The following is a 16822-nucleotide window of genomic DNA, read 5'->3' on the forward strand; positions in this document are numbered from 1 at the left end:
TTTCGGGGCTCGGGCGCGCCCCGTACAGAACCGTGACAATCGCCGACCGCGCTCCCGTCCCCCGCTGCCGACGCCCCGTCATGAGTCGCTGCCCTACAGACCGAGCTGACGCTCGGCGCCCTCGACCGTCTGGGCCAGGAGCACGGCGATGGTCATGGGGCCCACGCCGCCGGGGACGGGGGTGATGAGGGAGGCGCGCTCGGCGGCCGAGGCGAAGTCGACGTCGCCCACGTTCCCCGGGTTGTAGCCGGCGTCGACGACGACGGCTCCCGGCTTGATGTCGGCGCCCTTGATGAAGTTCGGCTTGCCGACGGCGGCGACGAGGACGTCGGCCTCGCGGACGACGGAGGAGAGGTCCTCGGTGCGGGAGTGGCAGTAGGTGACGGTGGCGTCGCGGCCGAGGAGGAGCAGTCCGGCCGGCTTGCCGAGGATCGCGCTGCGGCCGACGACGACGGCGCGCTTGCCGCGGAGCTCGACGTCGTACGCGTCGAGGAGGCGCATGATGCCGCCGGGCGTGCAGGAGACGAAGCCGGGCAGACCGAAGCCCATGGCCGCGAAGGAGGCCATGGTGACGCCGTCGACGTCCTTCTCGGGGGCGATGGCCTCGAAGGCGGCACGCTCGTCGATGTGCGGGCCGACCGGGTGCTGGAGAAGGATGCCGTGGACCTCGGGGTCCTCGGAGAGCGCCGTGATCGCGGCGACGAGCTCCTCGGTCGTCGTGGCGGCGGGCAGCTCGACGTGGCGGGAGCGGATGCCGGCCTTCGCGCAGCGGTTCTGCTTCATCTTCACGTACGTCACGGAGGCCGGGTCGGCGCCGACGAGCACGGTCGCGAGGCACGGGGTGACGCCGGTGCGGCGGGTGATCTCGGCGGCGCGGACGGCGGTCTCCTCGACCGTGCGGCGGGCGAGGGCCGTGCCGTCCATGAGGGTGGCGGTGCTGGTGGACATGGCGACTCCTGGGCTGCGTCTCTGCGGATGGTTCGCCCAGGCGCACGGCATCGGTCGGGCCGCGCCGGTGGGGCGCGCTCCCGCAGGGCCGCTCCCCGGTGGTGATCCACCTCAAGCGCCAGTCACGGCCCGGGCCCACTGTACGGGAGGGGTGAGGGCCGGCTCCGGAGAGGGTGGCCCTGGAAGGCGCCCTGCCGAACAGGCCGCGGGCCCGGCCTGATGGACAGGGCACCCCCTGAGGGTCAGCCGACGCCCCTCGGGCGGAACTGGACGCTGATGCGGGGACCCACCGCGCGGCTCGTCTTCGGGATCGCGTGGTCCCAGGTGCGCTGGCAGGAGCCGCCCATCACCACCAGGTCGCCGTGGCCCAGCGGCAGCCGCAGGGCCACGGGGCCTCCGCCGCGCGGGCGGAACGCGAGGTCGCGCGGATCACCGAGGGAGAGGATGGCGACCATCGTGTTCCGCGTGGAGGAGCGGCCGGTCCTGTCGCCGTGCCAGGCGACGCTGTCGCGCCCGTCGCGGTAGAGGCAGAGGCCCGCGGTGACGAAGGGTTCGCCGAGCTCGGGCGCGAAGTGGGCGCTGAGCGCGGTGCGCGCCTCGTCGAGGGCGGCGTGCGGGAGCGGCATGCCCTCGCGGTAGTACGCGAGGAGGCGGGGTACGGCGACCACGTCGTCGTACATCCTGCGCTCCTCCGCCCGCCACGGCACTCGCTCGACGAGCTGCTCGAACAGCGCGTCGGCACCCTGGAACCACCCGGGCAGATGGTCGATCCAGGCGCCGCCCGCGAGCGGGGTCCGCCGGATGCCTGCCAGCGGTCCGGGCCGCGGCTCGTCACCCTGGTCGAACAGGGAGCCCTGGAGGCCGGGGATGTCCGGTCGTACTGCGGTCATGGTCCCAGCGTAACCCCAGAACCGAACAAACGATCGAATACCCCGCCTAGGGCCGCCCGGTGCCGTGAGGACCGACGGCGCGGCGCCGGTTCTCACGGCAGGGGCGTGCCGCCGGTCGCGTTGACGATCTCTCCGGTGATGTAGCCGGCCTGCGGCGAGGCGAGGAAGACGTACGCGGGAGCCATCTCCGCCGGCTGGGCGGCCCGGCCCAGGGGCGACTGCGCGCCGAACTCCTTCGTGTCCGGCATCGTGGCCGGGATCAGCGGCGTCCACACCGGGCCGGGCGCGACCGCGTTCACGCGGATGCCGCGCTCGGCGAGCATCTGCGCCAGACCGTGGGTGAAGGAGATGATCGCCGACTTCGTCATGGCGTAGTCGAGGAGAGGAGGGCTCGGCTGGTAGCCCTGCACGGAGGTGGTGTTGATGACGGAGCCGCCGCGCGGGATGTGGGGCAGGGCCCTGCGGGTGAGCCAGAACATGCCGTAGAGGTTGGTCTTCATCACCCGGTCGAACTGCTCCGTGGTGATGGCCTCGATCCCGTCCGGCTGCGCCATCTGGTAGGCGGCGTTGTTGACGAGGACGTCGATGCGTCCGTGTTCGCTCACCGCCCGGTCGATCAGCGCGTCGCACTGGTCCTCGTCACGGATGTCGCAGGCGACGGCCAGGGCCGCGCGTCCCGCGTCACGGATCAGGCGCGCCGTCTCCTCGGCCTCGTCCGCCTCCTCGGGCAGGTGGGTGAGGACGACGTCCGCGCCCTCGCGCGCGAAGGCCAGACAGACGGCCCTGCCGATCCCCGAGTCCCCGCCGGTGACCACCGCCACCCGGTCGAGGAGCAGGTCGTGACCGCGGTAGGAGACTTCGCCGTGGTCCGGTCGGGGACGCATCTCCCCGGTCGAACCGGGATGCTCCTGGTGCTGGTCGGGGAAGGGCGGGCGGGGGTGGCCGGTCACCGGGTCGGGGACGTCTGCCTGGGGGTCCTGTGGGGACATCGGGGCCTCCATGGTGCTGGAACGGGTCGGGCTTCGCTCGCGTTCAGGACGTGGCCGGATACGGCGCGCCCTTGAGACGGCGGGCGAGGTGGGCGGTGTTGGCGGCCAGGGCCGCGGTGGTGGTGGCCGTCTTCTCCGGGGTCTTCTCCAGGTCCTGGTAGTCCGTTCCCTGCATGGCCTCACCGACCCAGTAGGTGACGGCGTTCGGGGCGAGGGAGAAGCCGACGTCGTTGAGTCCCTGGAAGAGGTCGGCGCTCACCTTGTGCGCCCCGTCCTCGTTGCCCACGACACAGACCGCGGCGACCTTGCCGTACGTGAGCATCCGCCCCTCGTCGTCGGTCTCCGAGAGCTCGGCGTCCAGCCGCTCAAGGACCCGCTGGGCGATGCTCGACGGATGGCCCAGCCAGATCGGGGTCGAAAGGACGAGGATGTCGCAGCCGAGGATGGTGTCCCGGATCTCGGGCCAGGCGTCGCCTTCGCCCATGTCGGTCTTCACGCCGGGGCGTACGTCGTGGTCGGCGATCCGGATGACCTTGCCGCTCACTCCGTGGTCGCTCAGGGCGGCCATCGTCTGCTCGGCCAGCAGGTGCGAGCTGGAGGGGGCCGGGGACGGGGACAGGGTGCAGACCAGGGCGACTGCGCGCAGTGGTGTGGTTTCGGTGGCGTCCATGGCCACCGACTACCCCCGTGTCGCGTCCGTATCTCACCTTTCGGCGCTCGAAGGCCCGGACGGCGACGCGGGGTGGGCCAGGCGGCGGTCTCGGGCGTGCGTCCGGGGTGCGGGGGCCGAATAGTGCCGTATAGACCGGGTAGGCGGGTGCGTGCTCGTGTCCGGGTGGGCGGGTGCGGGGCGCGAGTTTCACGCTCGTACACCGGGTACGCGGGTTCTCGCCCGTCCCCGCCGACGGGCACCCGCCACCGCCCCGATGACAGGAGCCTGCGATGACCCCGCCCAGCACGAGCGCCCCGGAAACGACCCTCGGCCCCCGCCTCGTCGAGGGGCGCGGCGATCTCTCGGGTGCCGTGGAGAGGGCCCTGCGGACCGGCCGGCCGCCCGCGTACACCGAGGGAAGCCTCCGGAGGGTGGACCCCTGGGGGGAGGACCTGCAGCTCGCGCTCTACCTGCTGTACGAGCTCCACTACCGCGGTTTCGAGGGCGTCGACGACGCACGCGAATGGGACCCGGAACTGCTGCGGCTGCGGCGGGAGCTGGAGGACCGGTTCCTCCACGCGCTGCGCACCGCCCTCGCCGACGGGCCCCGGTCCGTCGAGGAGGCCTTCGCTCCGCTGCTCGTCGAGCCGGTCGACCCGGCCGGCGGCGGCGTCAGCCACTACCTGGAGACCGAGGGCGAGCTCTGGCAGCTGCGCGAGTACGCGGCCCTGCGCTCCCTCTACCACCTCAAGGAGGCGGACCCGCACGCCTGGGCCATCCCGCGGCTGACCGGCCGGGCCAAGGCGGCGATGGTGGCCGTCGAGTACGACGAGTTCGGGGCCGGTCACGCCGACCGCATCCACGCGCGGCTCTTCGCGGACCTCATGACCGACCTCGGCCTTGACACGACCTACGGCCACTATCTGGACCACGCCGACGCCCGTGTCCTCGCGACCGTGAACCTGATGTCCCTGTTCGGGCTGCACCGGGCCCTGCGCGGGGCCCTCGTCGGTCATTTCGCCTGTGTCGAGGTCACCTCCTCGCCCGGCTCCCGCAGGCTCGCCAAGGCCATGCGGCGCTGTGGCGCGGGGCCGGCGGCCGAGCGGTTCTACGCCGAGCACGTCGAGGCCGACGCCGTCCACGAGCAGATCGTCCGGCGCGAGGTGATCGGCGGACTGCTCGCCGACGAGCCCGCCCTCGAACCCGACATCGCCTTCGGATGCGCGGCGACCGTACTCCTGGAGAACAAGCTCGACGCCCACGTCCTGGGGGCCTGGGCCGCGGGCGGTTCCGCGTTGCGCAGCCCCCTGCCCCGCCCGGAGGAGGTCTGACCGTGGCTGGCCTCGACGCCTTCGCCGACGCGCTCGACTACCCGATGTACGTCGTGACGGCGGCGGCCGGCGGCGAGCGGGCGGGCTGTCTGGTGGGCTTCGCCTCGCAGTGTTCGATCGATCCGCCCCGCTTCATGGTGTGGCTCTCCACGGCCAACCGCACCTACCGCGTCGCCCGCCACGCCTCCCACCTCGCCGTACACGCGCTGCGGGACGACCAGCGGGCGACGGCCGAGCTGTTCGGCGGGCGGACCGGCGACGACCTCGACAAGTTCGACCGGGTGGCGTGGTCGCCGGGTGAGGGAGGAGCCCCCGTCCTGGCCGACTGCCGCGCCTGGCTCGTGGGACGGGTGCGGGAGGTCGTCGACGGCGGGGACCACAGGGGCTTCCTGCTCGCTCCCGTGGCGGAGAACCCGCCCGGCCCCGTCCGGCCACCGCTCCTCCGGTTCAGTGACGTCGTGGACCTCTCGCCCGGCCACCCGGCCTGAGATGCGCCTGACCTCGACGCCCGAGGGGCCAGGGCGGGCGGGTCAGCGGCCCCTGGGGGGCCAGGGCGGGCGGGTCAGCGGCCCGGGTGCTCCCCCGGGCCTTCCCTGCCGGGGGCCAGCGGGGTGGGCGAGAGGTCGGTCGTCTCCTCCCCCGGTTCGAGCAGGGTGTCCGCCGCGCCGACGATGAGCGGATCGGGCGTACCGACCGCGTCCACGTCCTTGCTCGCGTAGTCGATACGGGCCAGGAGGCTCCGCATGGCCTCGAGCCGGCCCCGCCGCTTGTCGTTGCTCTTGACCACGGTCCACGGCGCGTGGGCGGTGTCCGTCTCCCTGAACATGGCGACCTTGGCCTCGGTGTAGTCGTCCCAGCGGTCGAGCGAGGCGAGGTCGGTGGGCGAGAGCTTCCACTGCCGCACGGGGTCGACCTGACGGATCGCGAAGCGGGTGCGCTGCTCGGAGCGGGAGACCGAGAACCAGAACTTCACGAGGTGGATGCCGTCCTCGACCAGCATGCGTTCGAACAGGGGGCACTGGTGGAGGAAGAGCTCGTACTCCTCGTCGGTGCAGAACCCCATCACCCGCTCGACGCCCGCGCGGTTGTACCAGGAGCGGTCGAAGAACACGATCTCGCCGGGGGCCGGCAGCGGAGCCACGTAGCGCTGGAAGAACCACTGCCCGGCCTCGCGCTCGGTCGGCTTGTCGAGTGCGACGATCCGGGCGCCGCGCGGGTTGAGGCGCTCGGTGAACCGCTGGATGGTGCCGCCCTTGCCGGCGGCGTCCCGGCCCTCGCAGAGCACGACGATCCTGGCGCCGGTGTCCTTGGCCCAGCGCTGCAGCTTGAGCAGCTCGATCTGCAGGATCCGCTTCTGGCGCTCGTACTCGCGGCGGCGGACCTTGACGGGATACGGATAGTTCTCCCGCCAGGTACGGATGGAGTCACCGGCGGCGCTGAGCAGGACGGGCTGCTCGGGCCGGCTGTTGTCCACGCTGAGCCCTTCGAGCAGATCCTGCCCGGGGGCCGGGCCCCGGTCCTCGTCCTCGCGTCCGGCACCGTTCACGTCGAACCCTCCGTCGCTCCGCTCCCTCCCTCGCTCGCACGAACCCTGGTACCCCCTGATCCCGGTCATACCCACCGATCCCGGCACCACTGCGGCGCCCGTCGGCGGCGACCCGCGTATGAGCCGGCGGTGACGGCGAGCCGCGTTTGAGCCGGTCGGGACGGGACAGACGCCGATCGCGCCACAGCGCCCCGCCGGCCGAGCGCCGCGGTGCGTTCCGCTCCATGAGAAAGGCGATCATGATCACATCCACCTTGGCAGCCGCGCACGCGCTCACGCCCGGTCCCGCTCTCGCGTCGGCCGGATCCAACGCCGTGCTCTTCGCCGTGGCCATCGGCGTGGTGGTCGTCGTCCTGCTGCTCTCCGCGTTCTGGTGGGGCAGCCGCCGGGTCGCACGGCGGCGCCGGCCGGTCGGTGATCCCACCCGGGGGAACGCCGCGCCGGACCGTGACTCGTGGACCACACCCGACGAGGACCGGGACCTCGGCGACTCGCACCGCTGACGTGGCGGCACGGGTCACGGCTCGTCCGACGCCCGCCCCCGACATGAAGCCGCCACACGCTCGTCACACGGGAACGGAATTCCCTTGGCGTTCCCGCCGGTTGTCGTCGGCATGACTATCGGTGTGACGCTGAGTACGACCTCCCGACAGCTCCCGATCGACGCGACCGTCCGGCTCGCGAGGGAGGCACGGGACGCCGGACTGACCTCCGGCTGGTTCGGGCAGAGCTTCGCGTACGACTCGCCCCTGCTTGCCGCGATCGTCGGCCGCGAGGTTCCCGGGCTTCAGGTGGGGACGTCCGCGATCCCCGTCTTCGGCCGGCATCCCCTGCTGGTCTCCAGCCAGGCCCAAACGGCCCAGGCGGCGACGGGCGGCCGCTACCACCTGGGGCTCGCCCTCGGCACCCGGCACCTGACCGAGGGCGGCTTCGGCATTCCCCACGAGCGTCCCGTCGCGCTGCTCCGGGAGTTCCTCACCGCGCTGCGGCCCCTGCTCGACACGGGGCAGGCGGACTTCCAGGGCGAGCTGCTGACCGCGAGGACCCCGCTGCCCGCGGCGGTGCCCGGCGGCGCGGAACCGCCGGTGCCGGTGCTGGTCGCGGCCATGGGACCGCAGACGCTGCGGGTCGCAGGCGAACTCGCCGACGGGATCCTGCCGTTTCTGGCGGGCCCGCGTGCCCTCGCCGAGCACATCGTCCCGGCCGTCACGGCCGCCGCCGAGGCGGTGGGCCGGCCGGCACCGCGCATCGTGGCCCTCGTCCCCGGGGTGGTGACCGCCCACCCCGGGAAGGTCCGGGAGGCCGCGGCGTCGGCGCTCGCCCTGTACGACGGCATCCCCTCGTACGCGCGCGTGATCGGCCTGTCCGGCGGCGCACGGGCCGCCGACCTGGCCGTGATCGGTGACGAGGAGCAGGTGGCCGCGGAGATACGGCGCTACCGCGGGGCCGGTGCGACGGAGGTGGTGGTCACGGCCACCGACCTCGGCGGTGAGGCCGACCGGCGGCGGACCTGGTCACTGCTCGGAGAGCTGGCGCGCGCCTGAGCCCGGCCGCCGCGCCCGCTCGTGCCGGCAGCGTGTCCGGGCGGCCGCCCTCGCCGCCCTGACCGCTCACCCACTCGCCCCCCTCGCACCGTCAGCCTGCCTTCACGCTGCCCGGCCGCCGGAGCAGGTAGACGGCGGCGGAGGCGACGAGGGCCAGCATGCAGGCGATGAACACCAGGCCCGCCCCTTCGAGGCCGAGCGGTTCGGCCAGCAGGCCGACGCCGATCACCGGGATCGAGATGCCGGTGTACGCGACCACGAACAGGGTCGAGATGACCGCCGCGCGCCGGTCCTCGGGCGCCGCGGCCGCGACGGAGGACAGCCCCGCGCGGAAGGCGAGTCCCTGTCCGGCGCCGCCGACGAGGGCTGCGAGGACGATGAACACGAGGAGATCGGTGAAGAGCGCCGCCGCGAGGAGCGCGAGGCCGGCGAAGAGCACGGCGCAGCCCAGGGAGAGGGAGCGTGCCACCCCCACGCGGCCGACGGCCAGTTGTCCGGCGGTCGAGGCGAAGAAGGCCAGCGCGACGACGAGCCCGCTGACGGCGTGGTTGTCCACGTGCAGATAGCGGGCGAGGAACGCGGGGCTGACCGAGGTGAACACGCCGAACAGCGCGAACCCCACGAAGCAGGCGATCGCCGCGGGCACGAACGCCGCCCTCACCTGGGCCGGCAGGGCGGGCCGCCGGGGTCGTACGGCGGTCAGCGGGCGCCGCTCGGCCACGGTCTCGGGGAGCCGCAGCAGGACGGCGGCGGAGACGGCCACCAGGGCGAGGTGCACGGCGAACGGGAGGAGCAGGGGCCGGGGGGCGTACTCCGCGAGCAGCCCGGCGAGCAGGGGTCCGCACCCCAGGCCGCCCATGTTGGCGGCGGTGGCCACGAAGGTCGCCCGTGAGCGGTCGCCCGGCGGGGCGAGCTCCATCACGTAGGCGGTGGCGGCGCCGGTGAAGAGACCGGCCGAGAGGCCCGAGAGGAGACGGCCCGCGTACAGCCAGGCCAGGTTGTCGGCGCTGAGGAAGCAGACCGCGCTCGCGGCCGCGAAGCCGAGGCCCCAGAGCAGTGCGGGTCGCCGGCCGACGGTGTCGGAGGCGTTGCCCGCCAGGAGCAGGACGCCGATGACCCCGAAGGCGTACACGGCGTAGACGACGGTGACCGTCAGCTCGGAGAACCCGAACTCCTCCTGGTAGAGGGGGTAGAGCGGGGTCGGCAGCGTGGTGCCGGCCATGCACACGACGAACACCGCTCCGGCGAGGAGGCACCGGAGCCGGCCCTGACGTTCATCTTCCATGGCGCGACCGTAAGCCCGGCGGCCGTCGATCGGCGGTACGAACTGCGGCGCGCGTGACGACGTCACCCGACCTGCCGGGCCGAGCGGCCGGCGAACTGAGCACTGGTCAGAGAACGCATGAATTGCGACTTTCCTGTGCGCAAGGCTGGAAGATTCCTTCACCCCATGCATATCAATCGACTCAAGAGCGTTCCGAACTGATCAAGAACGCCTCTATAGTTCCGTCGTTGCGACCTCCTTCCCCCGTGCCTGCTCCCGAGAGTCTGGTTGATGTCGGCGTCACCCACCCCGTTCCGTCCTGCCCTGACCGCCGCGTTGCTGACAGCCGCCGCGGGCGGCGCGCTCGCCGCGGCGGCGACGACCGCGGCACCGGCCGGGGTACGCCCCGCGCTCGGCTGGTTCGCCGTCTGCGGCGTCCTGCTCCTGTCCGCCGCGGCCTGCTCCGTCACCTGGTACGCGCGCACCGCGCGGGCACTCGGCCGGCGGGCCGAGGTCCTCGCCGCGGAACTCGCCTCCCGCGAGGCCTACGTCGCCCGGTACAAGGCCACCGCCGAGCGCGAGGCGGCGGCGCTGAAGGAGCGGTACGAGGCGGAGGCCGCCGTCTCTGCCGCCGACCACGCGGCACGGACCGAGGAGCTCACCCGGGCCCACAGGACCGAGACCGCCCGGCTCGTCGAGGCACGGGCCGCCGATGTCGAACGTCTCGACGGCCGGCTGCGCCGGGCGGAGTCCGGCCGGTCCGCGGCCATGGCCGCCGCGGCAAACGCGGCCGGACGCATGCAGGCGCTGGCCACGAGCATGATGGCCGACCTGCGGGAGATGGAGCACCGGCACGCCGACGAGGACGTCCTCACCGACCTGCTCCACCTCGACCACCGCACCGCCCAGGCGGGACGGCTCGCCGACTCCATCGCGGTGCTGACCGGCGCCCGTTCCGGCCGCCGCTGGGCGCGACCCATCGTCATGGAGTCGATCCTGCGCGGCGCCATGGGCCGGATCGGCGGCTACCAGCGGGTGCGGCTGCACTCCGGCAGCGAGGCGGCGGTCGCGGGCCACGCCGCCGAAGGCGTCATGCACGCGCTGGCCGAACTCCTCGACAACGCCGCGAACTTCTCCCCGCCGAGCGCGGAGGTCCACGTCTACGTGGAGGAGGTCCCCGCGGGCATCGTCATCACCGTCGAGGACAGCGGCCTGGCCATGAGCGACGTCCAGCTGAGGCGCGCCGAGGCCGCCGTCGGCGCGTCGGCCCAGGACCTCGCCGGGCTCTCGGGCACCCGCCTCGGCCTGCACGTGGTCGGCCGCCTCGCGCGCAAGCACGGTCTGACCGTGTCCTTCCGCCCCTCCGCGCGCGGAGGTACAGGCGCTCTCCTGATGGTTCCTCAGGAGCTGGTCAGCCACGCCACGGCGGAGCCGGTCGGCGCCTCCGGCGCACCGGCGCTCCCCGTCTCCGGCCGTGCCGTGACCTCCCCCGCCACCGGCCGGACGCCCTCGGCCCGGTCCGCCCTCGCCCCGGCCCGGCCGGCCGAGCCGGAGGCCGTGCACGAGACCGTGGCCGACGGCAGCGACGTACCGGAGCCGGAGGCGGACATGATCATCCTGCCGCGCCGTCGCCGCGGCGAGACCCTGGCCTCCCAGCTCAAGAACGAGGAGGCACCCGCGAAGCCCCGCGAGGAGGCTCCCCGTACCGGTGCGGCCGTGACCCCGCCGCGCTTCGGCAGCTTCCACCGGGCCGTACGCGCGGCCGGCACCGCGCAGGAGGACGCTCCCGCGTCGACCGGCCCCGGCGCCGGAGACCCCGCCGCCGACCCCGCCGACACCCCTGCCCGGGCGACCGACCCCGCCGACACCCCCGTCAGCCAGGCGGCCCGTCCCGCCGACTCCCCGGAGGACCGGACGGCCGGCGACCGCCCGGCCGACCTCCCCGTACCGTCCGACCCGCAGGACCCGGCGGCCGCACCGCACCCGTCGCCGTCCTCGAACCCCCCGTATTCGGAAGGCAATCCGCGATGACCGGCACCACCACCGACGAGAAGCTCAGCTGGCTCCTGGAGGGCCTGCTGGAACGCACCCCGGCCACCCGGCACGCGCTGGTGCTCTCCCGTGACGGCCTCAAGCTCTGCCGTACCTCCGGGCTCTCCGTGGACCAGGCCGACCAGCTCGCCGCCATCGCCGCGGGCATCCAGAGCCTCTCGCACGGCGCCTCCATGGAGTTCGGCGACGGCACCGGCGGGGTCCGCTCCGCGATGGCCGAGTTCTACGGCGGCATCCTGTTCATCGTGGAGGCCGGGGACGGTGCGCACCTCGCCCTGGTCGCCGACGAGGAGGCCGACGCGGGACTCGTCGGTCACAACATGACGGAACTGGTGGAGCAGCTGGGCGAGCACCTCGTCGCCAGGCCCCGGGGATGAGCCGGGTCAGGCCGGGCCGGGACGACTCCCCCGACCGCCTCTACACCGTCACCGGTGGTCGCAGCCGTGCCGGATCCGACGCCTTCGACGTGGTGACGCTCGTGGTCGCCGAGAGCGATCCCGTCCCCGGCATGCAGTCCGAGCACGCCGCGATCCTGCGCATGTGCCGCTTCCCCCTGGCGGTGGTGGAGGTGGCGTCGGAGCTCGGCCTGCCCGTGTCGATCACCCGGATCCTCCTGGCCGACCTGCACGCCACCGGCCGGATCAGCGCCCGCCACCCCCGCCCCACGTACCGCCTTCCCGATCACGACATCCTGGAGCAGGTGCTCGTTGGACTCCGTAGCCTCTGAACAGCGCCAGACCCTGCGCAGCACCGCCGACAACGGACTGAAGATCGTCGTCGTCGGCGGATTCGGAGTCGGCAAGACCACCCTGGTCCGCTCGGTCAGCGAGATCCGTCCGCTGAACACCGAGGAGACGATGACGCAGGCCGGCGAGCACATCGACGACACGGTCGGTGTCGCCGCGAAGACGGCCACCACCGTCGCCTTCGACTTCGGCCGGATCTCGCTCGACGCGCACAACGTGCTGTACCTGTTCGGCGCCCCCGGCCAGGAGCGGTTCTGGTTCCTGTGGGACCGGCTCTTCTCCGGGACGCTCGGTGCCGTCGTGCTCGTCGACACCCGGCGGCTCGCCGACTCCTGGTACGCCGTCGACCGGCTCGAACACCACGGCACCCCGTTCGTCGTCGCCTGCAACGACTTCGGCGGCCCCGCCCACACCCCCGCCCAGATCCGCGAGGCCCTCGACCTCGCCGACGAGGTCCCCCTGGTCTTCTGCGACGCCCGGTCGCGCGAGTCCAGCAAGCAGGTCCTCATCTCGCTCGTCGAGCACCTGCAGACCCTCGTCGCCCCGGACCCGCAGCCGATACCGGAGCCCACCCCGTGACCCACCCCGAGCCCCAGCCCGTCCCGCTGAGCGGCCCCCGGTTCCAGACCGACCCCGTGGAGCTGTACCGGCGGATACGGCGTGAGCACGGCGCCGTCGCCCCGGTCGTGCTCGACGGCGACGTGCCCGCCTGGCTCGTCCTCGGCTACCGCGAACTGCACCAGGTCACCAGCGACCCGGTCCTCTTCTCGCGCGACTCCGAGCTGTGGAACCAGTGGGACGCGATCCCGGCGGACTGGCCGCTACTGCCCATGATCGGCCGCAAGCAGCCGTCCATCCTCTACACCGTCGGCGAGCGGCACCGCGAGCGGGCCGGGGTCATCTCCGACGCGCTGGAGGCCGTCGACCCGTTCGTCCTGAAGGAACGGGCCGAGCGCTTCGCCGACGAACTCATCGACGCCCTCTGCGGCAAGGGCGCCTGCGACATCATCGCCGAGTACGCGATGCTGCTGCCCGTACGGGTCCTCGCCAGCGTCTACGGCTTCGCCGACGAGCAGGGGCCGGGACTTGTGACCGCCCTCAACGACATGATCAACGGTCAGGAGGGCGCGCTCGAAGGCCAGCGCCACCTGGCCGAGTCCATGTTCGCGCTGCTCGCGGCCAAGGCCGCGGCGCCCGGCGACGACGTCGCCTCGCGGATGGTCGCCAACACCGCCGGCTTCACCCTCGAAGAGGTCGCCCAGGACCTCATGGTGATGATGGCGGCCGGCCACCAGCCCACCGCCGACTGGATCGGCAACTCGCTCCGCCTGATGCTCACGGACGACCGGTTCGCGGCCTCCCTCTCCGGCGGCCGGCACAGCGTCGGCGAGGCGATGAACGAGGTCCTGTGGGAGGACACCCCCACCCAGAACGTCGCCGGTCGGTGGGCCTCGCGCGACACCCGTCTCGGCGGCCGCCGGATCGGCCGGGGCGACCTGCTCCTCCTCGGGCTCGCGGCCGCCAACGCCGATCCGCACGTACGGGCCGACTCCGGTGCCTTCACCGGAGGCAACAACGCCCATCTCTCCTTCGGGCACGGCGAGCACCGCTGCCCCTTCCCCGCGCAGGAGGTCGCCGAGACCATCGCCAGGACAGGGATCGAGGTGCTGCTCGACCGGCTGCCGGACGTGGACCTCGCGGTGGCCGAGGACGCCCTCACCCGCCGCCCCTCCCCCTGGCTGCGAGGCCTCACCGCGCTCCCCGTCACCTACACCCCGACCCCCGCCCTTGGAGCCTTCGCATGAGCTGCCCGTACGACCACACCGCCTCGTCCGGCACCGATGTGATCACCCTGGACCCCTTCGTCGGTGACCTCGACGGGGAGAGCGCGCGGCTGCGCGAGGCCGGTCCGCTGGCCCGTGTCGTCCTGCCCGGCGGGGTGCCCTGCTGGGCCGTCACCCGGCACGCCGAGGCGCGGAAGCTGCTCACCGACTCCCGTCTCGTCAAGGACATCGACGTGTGGGGGGCGTGGCAGCGCGGCGAGATACCCCTCGACTGGCCGCTGATCGGCCTCGCCAACCCCGGGAAGTCCATGCTGACCGTGGACGGCGACGAGCACCGGCGGCTGCGCACCCTGGTCGCGCAGGCGCTCACGGCGCGCCGGGTGGAGCGCCTGCGCGCGGGCATCGAGGCCCTGACCGAGGGCATGCTCGACCGGCTCGCGGAGCGCCCGGCCGGCGAGGTCGTGGACCTGAAGGCGGAGTTCGCGTACCCCCTGCCGATGAACGTGGTCGGCGAGCTGATGGGCGTCGACGCGGCCGACCACCCGCGGATGAAGACGCTGTTCGACAAGTTCTTCTCGACGCAGACGCCGCCCGAGGAGGTGCCGGGCATGATGGCGGACCTCGGCGCCCTCTTCGCCGGCATCGTGGCGGGCAAGAAGGAGAACCCGGGGGACGACCTCACCAGCGCGCTGATCGAGGCGTCGGAGGACGGCGACCGGCTCAGCACGGAGGAGATCACCAACACCCTCCAGCTGATGGTGGCGGCCGGGCACGAGACGACCATCAGCCTGATCGTGAACGCCGTCGTCGCCCTGGAGACCCACCCCGAGCAGCGCGCGCTGGTGCTCAAGGGCGAGGTGCCGTGGGAGAACGTCATCGAGGAGACGCTCCGCTGGTCGACGCCCACCTCGCACGTGCTGATCCGCTTCGCGGCCGAGGACATCGAGGTCGGTGACCGGGTGCTGCCGAAGGGCGAGGCCCTGATCGTGTCGTTCGGCGCGATCGGCCGGGACGAGGTGCAGTACGGACCGACGGCGGGCGACTTCGACGTGACCCGCACGCCGAACCGTCACATCTCCTTCGGCCACGGCCCGCACGTCTGCCCGGGCGCGGCCCTCTCGCGCCTGGAGGCCTCGGTGGCCCTCCCCGCCCTGTACGCGCGCTTCCCCGTGCTCCGGCTCGCCGTACCGCGCGAGGAACTCCGCAACAAGCCGGTCGTCACGCAGAACGACCTGTTCGACCTCCCGGTCCTCCTGGCCTGACCCCCTGGCCACCTGACGCCCCGGCCTCCCCCGACGGGGAGGACCGGGGCGTCTCGCTGGGCGGCAGGCGTCCGGTCAGCCGACCGCGTCGGTCGCCGCCACCCGGTGGGCCTCGATGCCGGGGGCGGCGAGCAGCTCGGCGATCAGTGCCTCGGAGCCCCCGACGTACGTGCTGACCAGGTCGACGTCACCGCCCACGCACCAGGCCCGGTCCTGCGGCCACCACAGATCGGGGAGTTCCGCGAACGCGTCCAGGAGCTCGGGAGAGACGGCGTCGGCCAGCCGTCCCGAGAGCAGGATCTCCTCGCGTTCCGGGGTGGGGAAGGTCGGGACGCCGTCCCACTCCCAGCGGCCGTACCCGTGCCACAGTCCGAACCAGCACCGCTCCGCCGTGCCCGTGTGCCGCGCGAGGACGGGGATCAGAGCGCGTGCGACCCCGCCGGGCGTGGGGCCTTCGGCGGGGTGCTCGTCCCAGACTCCGGGCAGGCCGTACTCCGCGTCGTTCTGGTAGAACCGCTCGACGCCGATCACCTCGTGCCAGTCCGTCAGCGCTTCGACCCGCCGACCGCAGGCGGCGGCGACGCTGTCCCAGCGGACCGGGCGCTCGTCGAGAGCCGCCGGGTGCAGCACCCGCGCGTACGCCGGGAAGCCGGGCGCGGCGACACCGGCCACGGTGCCGAAGTCCCCGTGCCCGGCGCGGCGTTCGGTCAGCCACTGGGCCGCCCCGAGGTCCGCGGTCTCGACGCGCAGGCGCCCGTACAGGGTCGGGGCGGGTTCTCGCTGCGACGGGGTCCATGTCTCCATCCGCCCAGTCTGCCCGGGACCGCCGCCCGGGTGGCGGCCGGGTCAGGGCCTCGTCGAGCGTCACGCGCACCGGACGCTCCGCTGTCCGGTGTGAGCGGGAACCAGCCGGTGCATGGCGGATGATCGCCGTTTCTTCGGGTCCGGGTGGTTCGTTGCACTCCAAGATCCATTGGGGTGACCAACCGTCACCAGCGAGTCGAAGGAACGTACCGTCCGTGAGTGTCACCACCTCCCCAGACCTGTGGTTCTCCCCCGTACGCCCGCTGGCCGGTGCCGGTGCCCGGCTCTTCTGCCTCCCGCACGGAGGGGCGGACGGATCGGTGTTCCGGCCGTGGCAGAGCGGGGTCGGGCCGGGGATCGAGGTCGTGCCCGTCCAGTTGCCGGGACGCGGGATCCGTCTTGAGGAGCCGGCCGAGAGGTCGGTCGTCCGGCTCGGCGAGCGGCTTGCCGGGCCGGTCGCCCGCCGGGCCGGGGGCCTTCCGTATGTGCTCTTCGGTCACAGCATGGGGGCTCTGCTCGCCTATGAACTGGGCCTCGCCCTCCAGGACGGCCCGCGGCCACCGGCGGCGGTGGTCGTCTCCGGCAGCGTCCCGCCGCACCTGCCCCGCCGCACCCCTGCGATGCACCTGCTGCCGGACGAGGAGTTCCGGGTCCGTCTCGGTGCCCTGGGCGGGATCCCGCCGGAGCTGCTCGCCGAGGACGAGTGGTTGGAGCTCTTCCTGCCGCCGCTTCGCGCCGACTTCGAGGCGGCCGAGACCTACCGGACCGGGCGCACGCTGTCGGCCGGTGTGCGTCTGATCGCCCTTGGCGGCGCCGACGACCCCGCCGCCCCTCCGGCCGAGGTCGAGCGCTGGCGGGAGCTGGGCACCGACGTCACGGTCCGGGTCCTCCCCGGCGGCCACTTCTTCCCCTTCGAGTCGACCGAACAGGTCCTTTCCCTCGTGTCGGCCGCCTGCGGTTCCCGCTGATGATCCGCACCCCATCCGTTCTGTCCATGATGAGTCAAGGAA

General features: G+C 73.2%; 18 protein-coding genes and 1 riboswitch. Of the genes, 11 read left to right on the forward strand and 7 right to left on the reverse strand.

Annotation, left to right across the window (positions count from 1 at the left end):
• Positions 1-93 precede the first annotated feature (93 nt).
• The 4 genes from ACZ4VK_RS29530 to ACZ4VK_RS29545 all read right to left on the reverse strand — a co-directional run bounded on the left by ACZ4VK_RS29530 (position 94) and on the right by ACZ4VK_RS29545 (position 3497).
• Entirely contained in the window at positions 94-948 is an 855-nt protein-coding gene (locus tag ACZ4VK_RS29530) for a bifunctional 5,10-methylenetetrahydrofolate dehydrogenase/5,10-methenyltetrahydrofolate cyclohydrolase (RefSeq protein WP_468358532.1), read from the reverse strand.
• A gap of 27 nt (positions 949-975) precedes the next feature.
• Positions 976-1084, reverse strand: a riboswitch (ZMP/ZTP riboswitch).
• A gap of 106 nt (positions 1085-1190) precedes the next feature.
• Complete coding sequence (locus ACZ4VK_RS29535) at positions 1191-1838, reverse strand: alpha-ketoglutarate-dependent dioxygenase AlkB (RefSeq protein WP_468358535.1); 648 nt, start codon at positions 1836-1838, stop codon at positions 1191-1193.
• A gap of 92 nt (positions 1839-1930) precedes the next feature.
• Positions 1931-2827: a glucose 1-dehydrogenase gene (locus ACZ4VK_RS29540; protein WP_468358538.1), complete on the reverse strand. Its 897-nt coding sequence runs from the start codon at positions 2825-2827 to the stop codon at positions 1931-1933.
• A gap of 43 nt (positions 2828-2870) precedes the next feature.
• A complete protein-coding gene (locus ACZ4VK_RS29545) occupies positions 2871-3497 on the reverse strand; it encodes a flavodoxin family protein (protein WP_468358540.1) in 627 nt (208 codons plus the stop codon).
• 272 nt (positions 3498-3769) lie between these two features.
• On the opposite strand from ACZ4VK_RS29545, the gene ACZ4VK_RS29550 reads away from it, so the two are divergent.
• Both ACZ4VK_RS29550 and ACZ4VK_RS29555 read left to right on the forward strand, forming a co-directional pair.
• A complete protein-coding gene (locus ACZ4VK_RS29550; protein WP_468358543.1) occupies positions 3770-4810 on the forward strand; it encodes an iron-containing redox enzyme family protein in 1041 nt (346 codons plus the stop codon).
• A 2-nt stretch (positions 4811-4812) separates the two neighbouring features.
• On the forward strand, positions 4813-5298 hold the full coding sequence (locus ACZ4VK_RS29555; protein ID WP_468358546.1) for a flavin reductase family protein: 486 nt from the start codon (positions 4813-4815) through the stop codon (positions 5296-5298).
• A 74-nt stretch (positions 5299-5372) separates the two neighbouring features.
• Here ACZ4VK_RS29555 and ppk2 read toward each other — a convergent pair whose 3' ends face one another.
• Positions 5373-6425 carry a polyphosphate kinase 2 gene (gene ppk2, locus ACZ4VK_RS29560; RefSeq protein ID WP_468358549.1) on the reverse strand — a complete coding sequence of 351 codons (1053 nt, stop codon included), beginning with the start codon at positions 6423-6425 and terminating at the stop codon, positions 5373-5375.
• 170 nt (positions 6426-6595) lie between these two features.
• Between ppk2 and ACZ4VK_RS29565 the strand changes: the two genes are divergently transcribed.
• Positions 6596-6859: a DUF6479 family protein gene (locus tag ACZ4VK_RS29565; protein ID WP_468358551.1), complete on the forward strand. Its 264-nt coding sequence runs from the start codon at positions 6596-6598 to the stop codon at positions 6857-6859.
• 111 nt (positions 6860-6970) lie between these two features.
• Positions 6971-7900, forward strand: coding sequence for a TIGR03564 family F420-dependent LLM class oxidoreductase (locus ACZ4VK_RS29570; protein ID WP_468358554.1), 930 nt, complete (start codon positions 6971-6973; stop codon positions 7898-7900).
• A gap of 91 nt (positions 7901-7991) precedes the next feature.
• On the opposite strand, the gene ACZ4VK_RS29575 is transcribed toward ACZ4VK_RS29570, so the two are convergent.
• Positions 7992-9185: an MFS transporter gene (locus ACZ4VK_RS29575; protein ID WP_468358557.1), complete on the reverse strand. Its 1194-nt coding sequence runs from the start codon at positions 9183-9185 to the stop codon at positions 7992-7994.
• A gap of 270 nt (positions 9186-9455) precedes the next feature.
• On the opposite strand from ACZ4VK_RS29575, the gene ACZ4VK_RS29580 reads away from it, so the two are divergent.
• The 6 genes from ACZ4VK_RS29580 to ACZ4VK_RS29605 are packed head-to-tail and all read left to right on the forward strand — an operon-like array spanning position 9456 to position 15008.
• The gene (locus ACZ4VK_RS29580; RefSeq protein ID WP_468358560.1) at positions 9456-11195 is read left to right on the forward strand and encodes a sensor histidine kinase; all 1740 of its coding nucleotides are present in this window, start codon (positions 9456-9458) and stop codon (positions 11193-11195) included.
• Positions 11192-11593 (forward strand): roadblock/LC7 domain-containing protein, encoded by a 402-nt coding sequence (locus ACZ4VK_RS29585; protein ID WP_468358562.1) that lies wholly within the window; start codon positions 11192-11194, stop codon positions 11591-11593. Before ACZ4VK_RS29580 ends, ACZ4VK_RS29585 begins: the two co-directional genes overlap by 4 nt.
• Positions 11590-11943 (forward strand): DUF742 domain-containing protein, encoded by a 354-nt coding sequence (locus ACZ4VK_RS29590; RefSeq protein ID WP_468358566.1) that lies wholly within the window; start codon positions 11590-11592, stop codon positions 11941-11943. Before ACZ4VK_RS29585 ends, ACZ4VK_RS29590 begins: the two co-directional genes overlap by 4 nt.
• A complete protein-coding gene (locus ACZ4VK_RS29595) occupies positions 11924-12541 on the forward strand; it encodes a GTP-binding protein (protein WP_468358569.1) in 618 nt (205 codons plus the stop codon). Before ACZ4VK_RS29590 ends, ACZ4VK_RS29595 begins: the two co-directional genes overlap by 20 nt.
• Positions 12538-13767: a cytochrome P450 gene (locus ACZ4VK_RS29600; protein ID WP_468358572.1), complete on the forward strand. Its 1230-nt coding sequence runs from the start codon at positions 12538-12540 to the stop codon at positions 13765-13767. Before ACZ4VK_RS29595 ends, ACZ4VK_RS29600 begins: the two co-directional genes overlap by 4 nt.
• The gene (locus ACZ4VK_RS29605; RefSeq protein ID WP_468358575.1) at positions 13764-15008 is read left to right on the forward strand and encodes a cytochrome P450 family protein; all 1245 of its coding nucleotides are present in this window, start codon (positions 13764-13766) and stop codon (positions 15006-15008) included. Before ACZ4VK_RS29600 ends, ACZ4VK_RS29605 begins: the two co-directional genes overlap by 4 nt.
• Positions 15009-15083: 75 nt before the next feature.
• On the opposite strand, the gene ACZ4VK_RS29610 is transcribed toward ACZ4VK_RS29605, so the two are convergent.
• Positions 15084-15812: a hypothetical protein gene (locus tag ACZ4VK_RS29610; RefSeq protein WP_468358578.1), complete on the reverse strand. Its 729-nt coding sequence runs from the start codon at positions 15810-15812 to the stop codon at positions 15084-15086.
• 215 nt (positions 15813-16027) lie between these two features.
• Between ACZ4VK_RS29610 and ACZ4VK_RS29615 the strand changes: the two genes are divergently transcribed.
• The gene (locus ACZ4VK_RS29615) at positions 16028-16780 is read left to right on the forward strand and encodes a thioesterase II family protein (protein ID WP_468358581.1); all 753 of its coding nucleotides are present in this window, start codon (positions 16028-16030) and stop codon (positions 16778-16780) included.
• Positions 16781-16822: the final 42 nt, after the last annotated feature.

Source organism: Streptomyces sp. NPDC028711 (assembly GCF_055565415.1).

Coding starts and splice junctions, on each gene's coding strand:
- ACZ4VK_RS29530 (WP_468358532.1), bottom strand. CDS start 948: ATGTCCACCAGCACCGCCACCCTCATGGACGGCACGGCCCTCGCCCGC.
- ACZ4VK_RS29535 (WP_468358535.1), bottom strand. CDS start 1,838: ATGACCGCAGTACGACCGGACATCCCCGGCCTCCAGGGCTCCCTGTTC.
- ACZ4VK_RS29540 (WP_468358538.1), bottom strand. CDS start 2,827: ATGTCCCCACAGGACCCCCAGGCAGACGTCCCCGACCCGGTGACCGGC.
- ACZ4VK_RS29545 (WP_468358540.1), bottom strand. CDS start 3,497: ATGGACGCCACCGAAACCACACCACTGCGCGCAGTCGCCCTGGTCTGC.
- ACZ4VK_RS29550 (WP_468358543.1), top strand. CDS start 3,770: ATGACCCCGCCCAGCACGAGCGCCCCGGAAACGACCCTCGGCCCCCGC.
- ppk2 (WP_468358549.1), bottom strand. CDS start 6,425: ATGACCGGGATCAGGGGGTACCAGGGTTCGTGCGAGCGAGGGAGGGAG.
- ACZ4VK_RS29565 (WP_468358551.1), top strand. CDS start 6,596: ATGATCACATCCACCTTGGCAGCCGCGCACGCGCTCACGCCCGGTCCC.
- ACZ4VK_RS29570 (WP_468358554.1), top strand. CDS start 6,971: ATGACTATCGGTGTGACGCTGAGTACGACCTCCCGACAGCTCCCGATC.
- ACZ4VK_RS29575 (WP_468358557.1), bottom strand. CDS start 9,185: ATGGAAGATGAACGTCAGGGCCGGCTCCGGTGCCTCCTCGCCGGAGCG.
- ACZ4VK_RS29580 (WP_468358560.1), top strand. CDS start 9,456: ATGTCGGCGTCACCCACCCCGTTCCGTCCTGCCCTGACCGCCGCGTTG.
- ACZ4VK_RS29585 (WP_468358562.1), top strand. CDS start 11,192: ATGACCGGCACCACCACCGACGAGAAGCTCAGCTGGCTCCTGGAGGGC.
- ACZ4VK_RS29590 (WP_468358566.1), top strand. CDS start 11,590: ATGAGCCGGGTCAGGCCGGGCCGGGACGACTCCCCCGACCGCCTCTAC.
- ACZ4VK_RS29605 (WP_468358575.1), top strand. CDS start 13,764: ATGAGCTGCCCGTACGACCACACCGCCTCGTCCGGCACCGATGTGATC.
- ACZ4VK_RS29610 (WP_468358578.1), bottom strand. CDS start 15,812: ATGGAGACATGGACCCCGTCGCAGCGAGAACCCGCCCCGACCCTGTAC.